We start from the raw sequence: 8,091 nt of genomic DNA on the forward strand, positions 1-8,091 counted from the left end.
ACTGACGGGACAACGGGGCGGGAAACCGCCCCGTTTTCTTATGCGGCGCCCGGTTTTCCTTGAAACCTGTAACTTGAAACTTGTAACTTGCTAGGCCTCAACCGCCTACGGCAGCCACTGCGATGACCAATAGCACCGACATCTCCGCCGCCACGAAGAAGTGGGACACCCGCTTCCTCGGCCTTGCCGCTCACATCTCGGCCTGGAGCAAGGACCCGTCGTCGCAGGTGGGAGCGGTGATCACCGACGGCAATCGCATTGTGTCGCTGGGCTACAACGGTTTCGCCGCCGGGGTGGCCGATACCACCGAACGCCTGGTGGATCGGGCGCGCAAGCTGAACCTCACCATCCACGCCGAGGAGAACGCGCTGATCTTCGCCAAGCGCGACCTGCGCGGCTGCACGGTCTACGTCACCCATCCGCCCTGTCCGCGCTGCGCCTCCAAGCTGATTCAGGACGAGATCGGCCGCGTGGTGTGCATTGCGCCGAGCGAGGACTTTCTGTCGCGCTGGGCCGATGATCTGGAGCTGTCCTACGAGATGTACCGCGAGGCCGGTGTGGCGCTCACCATGTATGCGCCGGAGGAGATCAACGTCGACAATGCGCGCATCACCGTGGCGCCCGGCGGTTTCTTCCAGAAGATCATGCAGCAGTTGCTGCGCCGTTTCTGATGCCCACCTGCATGACCCGCCTGCACAAAGGCCTGCTGCTGTTCGCCATTGCCCTGGGATTGTTCACCCTGGGCCGCGCGCTGCTCTATGTGTTGTATCCGCAGCAGTTTGAGCAGCTGGCGTTCGGTGCCGTGGTCTCGGCCTTCGTCCATGGTCTGCGCTTCGACGGCGCGGTCATCGCGCGGGTGTTCGCCATCCCCCTGCTGCTGATGGCGTTGCCGCTGCGCTGGCTGGATCGGCGCTGGTGGTTCGATAGTCTGGCCTGGGTGCTTTGGCTGTTCACCCTGGCGATGGTGCTGTTGCTGGTGGCGGACATCATCTACTTCGAACAGGTGCGCCGCCACGTCTCCTATGAGCTGATCCTGCTGCGCGATGACTGGGGCTTCATGGTCGACTACGCCTTCAAGGCCTACTGGTGGGCGCTGCTGTTGTTTGTCTTGTTCGCGGCGGCACTGGCCTGGCTATGGCAGCGCGTGCTGCGGGTGCCGTTGCAGCCGATGCGCTGGGCGGCAGCGCAGTACCTGGCGCTGTTTCTGTTGCTCGCCGTGGTGGGGCGCGGCGGTATTGGCGGCAAGGTGATCGAGATCATCGATGCCTACGCTGATGGGGACTCGGCCTACGGTCACCTGGCCCTCAACGGCGTGTTCACCACCATGGTGTTCTCGCTCAACCTGGACCCGGTGGATCACCACTTCTTCCCTACGGAAGAAGCGGTGGCGATCCTGGCCGAGGAGCGCGCCGTGCACGACCCGCGCTTTCCCATGCTGCAGCGCTACGCGGTGACGCCCAACGGTCGCAACCTGGTGTTCGTACTGCTGGAAAGCTGGAACTTCGACTATGTGGACAGCTTCGCCGGACGCGGCATCGGCGCCACGCCGAACTTCGACGCCCTGGCGGCCGAAGGTTTGATGTTCACCCGCTTCTATGCCGCCGGCCAGCGCAGCATCGAGGGCGTGCAGGCGACACTCACCGGCATCCCGGCGCTGAAAGGCTTGCCGCGCATCGATGCCGGCATCGGCGTGTCCAATTTCACCCGTCTCGGCGCCCTGGCCGAGCGCCACGGCTATCACAGCGTGTTCGTGCAGAGTTCCGATCGCGATTCGTTCAAGATCCAGGGCGTGGCGCGCGCCGCCGGCTTCCGCGAGTTCTACGGCAAGGAAGATATCCCGCTGTTGCTGAACTATCCCGATCCCAGACTCGCCACCTTCGGCTGGGACTACGACATGCTGCAGTTCCTCAAGGGGCGGCTCGATGCCACGGACAAGCCGTTTCTCGCCTATGCCTTCACCGGCACCACCCACACGCCCTATCCGGCGCTGGAGGGCCACGTCATCCGCGAGCCGCACGGCTACGACGATGAAAACGGCTACATCAACGCGCTGCACTACTCCGACTGGAGCGTGGGTGAGTTCATGCGTGCGGCGCGGCAACAGCCGTGGTTTGCCAATACCATCTTCATCTTCACCGCCGATCACGCCACCCACTATCAGCGCGGCGGCTTTCTCAAGCAGTTCCACATTCCGCTGCTCATCTACGCGCCGGGCATCGTCGCCGCCGGCCGCAACGACAGCATCGCCTCGCAACTGGATGTGATGCCCACCATCATCGACCTGCTCGGTCTGCCCGAGGAGTTCGCCGCCCTGGGCGAATCGATGCTGCGCAAGCAGAGCGGCCATGCCTTCGTCACCGAGGGCGGCCAGAGCATCGCCCTGGTCGGCGCGCACGGCTATGTGAAGCACAACCTGCATCAGCGCCTGGAGGCGGTGGGCGAGGGCGCGGACGAGGACGAGGCGTATTTCGCCCAACTGGAGCGCCAGCTGCTGGCGCGTGACCAACTGAGCTTCGAGCTGCTGCGCGACAATCGTTGGGCGCGCTGAAATTATTTCGCCGTCTGGTTGACTAATCCCATCATGAAACCTGAACGCATGCGCACCCTCATCCTCATACCGCTGCTGGTTCTTACGGCGCTGGCGCTGCTGCCGTGGAATCCCATGGGGCCGTTCGACGCGCGCGACTATGCACCAGTCGCGGGCATGGCGCTGGAATATCCGGCCTGGGCCGGGGTGCTGGAGCCCTTGGTGGCGCCGGGACATTACCTGCTCGGTGCGCCTGATTTTCGTCTCGCCTTCGCCGCCACCGCGCTCTGGCTGGCGCTCGCCGCCCTGGTCTGGGGCTGGTGGCGCGGCGGGGTGTGGTGGCGCCGCGTACTGCGCATGACGCTGGCGCCGCTGGCGGCGGTGTGGTGTCTGACCGCCTATGTGCTGTTCGTCTCCCACGTCCATTTCCCCGGCTGGCGCCTGGCGGTGGACGACGCCGATCTGCTGATCGCCGACCTGCAAAGTCACACCCTCGGTTCCCACGACGGCCTGGTGCGCGCGCCGGTGAACCTCGCCTGGCACGCCGCGCGCGGCTATGACGTCACCGCCATCACCGAGCACGACGACCCGGCGGGCTCCTTCCACGCCCGCGCGGTGGCGGCGCGCGACTTCCCGGCGATGGCGGTGATCCCGGGCATCGAGGTGGGCAGCGAGTACGGTGGCTTCTTGCTGGGCCTCGGCCTGCGCCAGGGTGTGGCACTGCCCGACTTCTGGGCCGACCGCGATGATTACGCGCGCCGCTTCGTCGCTGCGGTGCACAACGAACACGGCGGTGCAGTGATCTCCATGGCCTGGCGCCTCGATGCGCCGGCGGTGCATGCCCTGGTTGCGGCCGGTGTCGACGGTTTCGAGATCGTCAACAACGGTCACCCTGATATTCCCCACGACGTGCGCGCGGCCATGCTGGAACTGGAGCGCGCGGGCAAGGTGGTGCTGGTGTCATCCACCGACTGGCACGGCTGGGGTGGCTTCACCCGCACCTGGACGGCCTTCCGCGTTCCCGGTGCGGCGCAGTTGACGGCGGACCAGCGGGCGGCGGCGGTGGTGGACATCCTGCGCGCGCGCGAGCGCGCCGCCATCACGCCGGTGGTGGCCGGCTATCTCGGCCCACCCTCCACCCTGCGTCTGGTGTTCACGCCCGTGGTGGAAACCGTGCGCTATGCGGCCGAGTTGTCCTGGCCGCGCGTGGCGGGCTGGTGGCTGTGGGGCGTGCTGCTCGTGGTGGCGGCGGCGCCGCTGGCGCGGCGCGGCGTGCGCGTCACGCGCCTGCTGCTGATCGCCTGGCTGGGTGGGGTGGGTGGCGTGCTGTTCTGGCGCGGCGTGGAGATCTATGCCACCACCGCCCGGGGTGATGTGGTGTTGAGCGATGTCACCGAGCAGTTGGGTGCCATGGCCATGTATGCAGGACTACCGCTGCTGCTGGCGGCGATGGTGCTGGGCGTGCGGGAGTGGCGCCGCGTGCTGGGGGCTAGGGGCTAGGGGCTGCTATCGTTCCCACGCTTTGCGTGGGAACGATAAACAAATCAGCAAGACACATCTTGCTCATTCCTGTTGATCTTGTCGGTTATTTTATTTCTGCGCCTGCAAATAGCTGGCGAAGGTGCCGTCGTCGTTCTTCTGGATCAGCTGCACCAGCAAATAGTCCCACTCGGGTGCCAGCCAGAAGGTGGTGGTGCCCTTCTGCACCTTGATGGCGCGCACGCGGCCGCGGGCGGTGACCACTTCCTCGCTGCCGAGCACTTCATATTGGTAGGGTTTGATTTCGTTGCGATCGGCCACCGGGTATTCGATGTGGCGGGTGCCGGCCGCCACGTCGCCGCGCAGGATGGCCTGGTGCATCAGCTTGTCCAGCGTGCCGGGAACCAGCGCCACTTCGGTGACCTTGCCGTCGCGCAGCGAGGCGACGATGTTGCGGCGCCAGTCGAAATCGAGCCGCTCCACCACGTCCTTGGAGCGGCCGGTGTAGTGGGCGAAATATTCGATGGGCAGGGCATGATCGTCGTTATAGATCCAGGTGCTGCGCTCCAGGGCGCGGTCCTTGGTGAACAGCGACACCAGTCCGGTGGCGTAGGCAAGGTTCTCCAGCACGTAGCGCCCGTCGGCCTCGATGCGCAGCGTGCGTTCGATCTCGCCCACCTTGAAACCATTGACGTGCACCGAGTAGCGGGCGTGGAACGGCTGCGGCCGGTAGCCGTCGGCGGCCGCGGCGCCGGCGAGGAGCAGGAGGCAGAGGGTAAGCAGGAGGCGATTCATGGCGGCCAGTGTAGCAAGCCGCACCGATGCTGACACATAACGCTGATATACTCGCCCGCTGTTCCGGTCGGATGAGCTGACGATGTTTCTCGAACAGATGCGCGAGGCGCGCGCCTTTCCCCCCTGGTTGCTGACCCTGCTGGCGCTGACCCTGACCGGCAACGTGCTGGCCTGGCTCAGTCTCGGCCTGCTGCCGGACGAGGCCTATTACTGGGTGTGGTCGCAGCGGCTGGAGGCAGGCTATTTCGACCATCCGCCCCTGGTGGCCTGGCTGATGCGGCCGTTCACCGAACTGTTCGGTCACGGCGCCGCGGTGTTGCGCCTGCCGGCGCTGCTGTCCTGGCTGGTGGGTGCGCTGCTGGCCTACGACTTGGCGCGGCGCGCCTACGGCCAGGCCCGTGCCGGCGGTCTGGCGGTGCTGATCTGGAGCACCCTGCCCATCGTGCAGGCGGGTTTTCATATCGTCACGCCGGACAGTCCCCTCATCATCTTCACCTGGTGCACCTATTACCTGGCCTGGCGCGCGGTGGAGGAACAGCGGCCGGCACTGTGGCTCGTGACCGGGCTGTGCGCCGGCCTGGCCTTGTTGGGTAAATACCCGGCAGTGCTGGTGCTGGGCGGTGTGTTCTTCGCCCTGCTCATGTCCCGCGCCGGGCGGCGTCAGCTGGCCGGCCCCTGGCCCTGGCTGGGGGCGCTGTCGGCAGTGCTGGTCTTCATGCCGGTGGTGGTCTGGAACTGGCAGCATGACTGGATCTCCTTCGCCTTCCAGTTCGGTCACGGGGTGCAGCGCAGCATTGCCGCCGACCCCTGGACGATGCTGCTGATGTTCATCGGCGGCCAGATGGCGGTGGCCATGCCGTGGACCTGGCTCGCCATGGCCTGGGCCAGCTTCGGCGCCGGCGGTCCGCAGCGCTTGAGCGGCTACGGCCGCGCCCTGTTCGCCACCGGCTTCTGGCTGCCGCTGCTGGTGTTCGGCGCCGCCGGCCTGACCGCCGACAGCGGCCCCAACTGGCCGGAGACGGCCTATGTGCCGGGCACCCTCCTGCTCGCCGGCGCCCTCAATCGCTGGCTCTATCCGCCGGCGCGGGCGCGTGGCCGTGCCCGCCCGCTGCTGCTCGGTTTGGTGGTGCTGGCGGCGCTGGCCAGCCTGCTGCTCGTCAATCTGCTGCGCTTTCCCCACTGGCTGCAGCAGGTGGCGGGGGAGGAGATGACCCCCAAGCGCACCCAGTTGAGCCAGGCCTACGGTTGGGATCAGGTGGGGGCCGAACTGCGCCGCCTGCTGCCGGAGCTGGAGGCCACGCAGCCGGCGGGGGCGGACTGCGGCATCATCGCCGGCAACCACGCCAGCGCCGGCATGGTGGCCTGGCTGCTCAATGCCCCGCGGCGGGTGGGCGTCACCCTGGAAACGCGCATGAGCCAGTACCACCTGTGGGCAAAGGAACAACCGCTGGCGCCGCTGTGCCTGTTCATCGAAAAGTACGATGCCGAGGCCATGGCCCGCGCGGATGTGCCCCAGCGCCTCGTTTTGCCGGAAGGGGCCTGGCGGCAGCACAGCCTGCTGGAGGTGCAGAACCCGGACCTGTCCCTGCGCTGGTACGTGTTCTATGTACCGGAAGCGTCGGCGGCAGAGTGATTTGGGTATAATCCCCCACTTTATTTACGCCACGGGATTCCAAGATTGGCCCCAGTTCCAGCTTCCGCCGCGATGAGTCCCGGGCGGGCAGCATCGCTGCTCGTGGCATTCAGTTCCCTGCTGCACCTGCTGGCGGCCGGCCGCGTCGAGCTGTCCGGCGACGAGGCCCACTACGCCCTGTACGGTTATCACCTGGCCCTGAGCTATTTCGACCACCCGCCGCTGGTGGGTTGGTTGCAGGCAGTGGCGCTGTTGTTTTCCGCCAGCGAGTTCGCCTTGCGCCTGTGGCCGGTGCTGCTGGGGGCGCTGGCCAGTTTTGCGTTGTTTCGCCTGACGCGCGCGCTCTATCCGGAGGCCTCGCCCTGGACCGCCTTCATCGCTGTGGCCCTGCTGCATTCGGCCCTGGCCTTCCAGGTGCTGTCACTGGCCATGCTGCCGGATACGCCGTTGCTGCCGCTGGGGCTGGCGGCTGCGCTGGTGCTGTGGCGGGTGTTCGACCGTGGCATGGTGCGCGACTGGCTGTGGCTGGGCGTGCTGCTCGGTCTGGCGGGACTGGCCAAGTACACCGCGGTGACCCTGGCCCTGAGCGCCGTGCTGTTGCTGGCGCTGTCCGGGCGCTGGGTGTTGCTGCGCACGCCCTGGCCCTGGCTGGCGGTGGCGGTCGCCGCCCTGCTCATCACGCCGGTGCTGTGGTGGAACTGGCAGCACGACTGGCTTTCCTTTCATTACCAGCTCGGCCACGGCATGCCGGCCCGCTCCTGGGAGTTGTCGCGCCTGTTGCTGTCCCAGGCCGGACAACTGGTGGCCTACGGTCCGGCGCTGTACATGCTCGGCATTGCGGCGGTGATCGGCGGCCTGCGCCGCTGGCGCGAACCGGCGGCGCGCCATGTGCTGGTGCTGGCCCTGCCGCCGCTGCTGCTGTTCGGCTGGAGCAGCGGTTTCGAGCCGACCCTGCCGCACTGGACCCTGCTCGGCTGGGCGCTGCTGACCCCGCTCATCGCCCACTGGCTGTTGCAACACTGGTCGCGGCGACCGGTGCGCATCATCGCCTGGAGCGGCTTCGGCTATTCGCTGCTGCTGACCCTGATCCTGCACAGCGAGCTGACCGTGCCCTGGCTGCCGTTCGCCGAGAATCAGTATCCCTTTGCCGACCTGCATGGCTGGGAGCAGACGGCGCAGCGCGCCGAGGAATTACGCCTGCAGATGGCGGCGGAAGAGGGCGTGGAACCGGTAGTGTTTGCCGGCAACTGGTCCTACGCCAGCCACCTCGCCTGGCACGCGCGGCCGCGGCCGGTGCAGGTGGCCGACGATCGCTACGATCAGAATGACCTCTGGTTTGGCACGCCGCAGGCGGGGGCGCGCGGCGTGCTGGTGGTGCCCTGGCAGTTCCGCAACGATGCGGCGCGCTGGCAGCAACGCTTTGCGCAATGCGTGCCGGCGGACGAGGTGAGCGTTGTGTTGCGTGGCACGGTGGCGACCAGTTACAGCCTGTATCGTTGCGATGGCTATGGCGGGTGACGCAGGCTGTTGTAGTGTGGCTACGCCACGGTTTGATTGAATGCGGGGAGCCGCCCCGCGCACGGGTCACTTTCTTTGTCCCGCCAAAGAAAGTAACCAAAGAAAGGCGGCCCCGCTGTCTCGCCCTGCGGGCTGTTCC

6 protein-coding genes are annotated in these 8,091 nt (G+C 66.8%); 5 read left to right on the forward strand and 1 reads right to left on the reverse strand.

Features of this window, described 5'->3' with window-relative positions; translation table 11 throughout:
* Positions 1 to 122: 122 nt before the first annotated feature.
* Genes ACMV8A_RS03280 through ACMV8A_RS03290 form a run of 3 tightly spaced genes read left to right on the forward strand, consistent with a single transcriptional unit; the run spans position 123 to position 4,027 of the window.
* Complete coding sequence (locus tag ACMV8A_RS03280; protein ID WP_495324301.1) at positions 123 to 671, forward strand: deoxycytidylate deaminase; 549 nt, start codon at positions 123 to 125, stop codon at positions 669 to 671.
* 11 nt (positions 672 to 682) lie between these two features.
* Positions 683 to 2,548, forward strand: a complete 1,866-nt coding sequence (locus ACMV8A_RS03285; RefSeq protein WP_495324302.1) for an LTA synthase family protein — start codon at positions 683 to 685, stop codon at positions 2,546 to 2,548.
* Between the two features lie 33 nt (positions 2,549 to 2,581).
* Positions 2,582 to 4,027, forward strand: a complete 1,446-nt coding sequence (locus tag ACMV8A_RS03290; RefSeq protein WP_495324303.1) for a PHP domain-containing protein — start codon at positions 2,582 to 2,584, stop codon at positions 4,025 to 4,027.
* A gap of 90 nt (positions 4,028 to 4,117) precedes the next feature.
* Here the strand turns inward: ACMV8A_RS03290 and ACMV8A_RS03295 are convergent, their stop codons facing one another.
* Entirely contained in the window at positions 4,118 to 4,801 is a 684-nt protein-coding gene (locus ACMV8A_RS03295) for a DUF3108 domain-containing protein (RefSeq protein ID WP_495324304.1), read from the reverse strand.
* Between the two features lie 82 nt (positions 4,802 to 4,883).
* On the opposite strand from ACMV8A_RS03295, the gene ACMV8A_RS03300 reads away from it, so the two are divergent.
* The gene (locus ACMV8A_RS03300; protein WP_495324305.1) at positions 4,884 to 6,434 is read left to right on the forward strand and encodes a glycosyltransferase family 39 protein; all 1,551 of its coding nucleotides are present in this window, start codon (positions 4,884 to 4,886) and stop codon (positions 6,432 to 6,434) included.
* A gap of 102 nt (positions 6,435 to 6,536) precedes the next feature.
* Positions 6,537 to 7,952 carry a glycosyltransferase family 39 protein gene (locus ACMV8A_RS03305; protein WP_495324306.1) on the forward strand — a complete coding sequence of 472 codons (1,416 nt, stop codon included), beginning with the start codon at positions 6,537 to 6,539 and terminating at the stop codon, positions 7,950 to 7,952.
* Positions 7,953 to 8,091: the final 139 nt, after the last annotated feature.

The sequence above is a fragment of the Sulfurivermis sp. genome (genome assembly GCF_059410345.1).

Excerpts from the sequence above, each read along its gene's own strand:
- ACMV8A_RS03290 (WP_495324303.1), top strand. The coding sequence starts at position 2,582 with ATGAAACCTGAACGCATGCGCACCCTCATCCTCATACCGCTGCTGGTT.
- ACMV8A_RS03280 (WP_495324301.1), top strand. The coding sequence starts at position 123 with ATGACCAATAGCACCGACATCTCCGCCGCCACGAAGAAGTGGGACACC.
- ACMV8A_RS03295 (WP_495324304.1), bottom strand. The coding sequence starts at position 4,801 with ATGAATCGCCTCCTGCTTACCCTCTGCCTCCTGCTCCTCGCCGGCGCC.
- ACMV8A_RS03285 (WP_495324302.1), top strand. The coding sequence starts at position 683 with ATGACCCGCCTGCACAAAGGCCTGCTGCTGTTCGCCATTGCCCTGGGA.
- ACMV8A_RS03300 (WP_495324305.1), top strand. The coding sequence starts at position 4,884 with ATGTTTCTCGAACAGATGCGCGAGGCGCGCGCCTTTCCCCCCTGGTTG.